Raw genomic sequence first — 538 nt, forward strand, 5'->3', positions numbered from 1 at the left:
CGGTTTGCGGAGGGGGTTCGGGAGTTGGCGTCGGATGAGGATGGAACGTGGCAGGCGGTGGTGTGCACGCTGGTGCGTTACGAGGGTGGTTACGAGTTTGCGTTGTCGACGGTGATTTACACGCCTGCGGGCGCGTGGCGTGTGGTGATGTTGATTCATCAGGCGGTGAATCGCCGGTTACGTGATCTGGGGGAGGTGATTGTTGATCGGGATCCTGAGTGGTGGGGAATGAAGGTATCGATTTTTGCTGGTGGCCGGTTTGAGGTGGAATATTTGTTTGATGAGTTGGAGGCGTTGGGGTGGACGTCGGAGATAGAGGGCGGGGTGTCGCGTGCTGAATTGCCGGATGTTTTGCGTCCGGAGGGGTTGTGAGGCTGGCGGATTGGCTGATGGTGGTTGTGCCGTGTGGTAGGCCGGGTTGTTCTCGGGTGCGAATGACGTCGCTGGCAGCGGGATCGTAGCGGTGTCCGGGTGGCTGAAAGTTGAGAGATGGAGATTCTGGCTGATGGTGGATATTGAGCGGTGGCATGAGTGGGAT

The 538-nt window shown here is 58.6% G+C and carries 1 protein-coding gene; it reads left to right on the top strand.

Annotation, left to right across the window (positions count from 1 at the left end; translation table 11 throughout):
* Window positions 1-372: hypothetical protein (locus tag ACPXB3_RS22490; protein ID WP_425707121.1), on the top strand; the 372-nt coding region annotated here is incomplete at its 5' end.
* Window positions 373-538: the final 166 nt, after the last annotated feature.

Origin of the sequence: Gordonia sp. DT219, assembly GCF_049847065.1 — a bacterium.
GTDB lineage: Bacteria > Actinomycetota > Actinomycetes > Mycobacteriales > Mycobacteriaceae > Gordonia.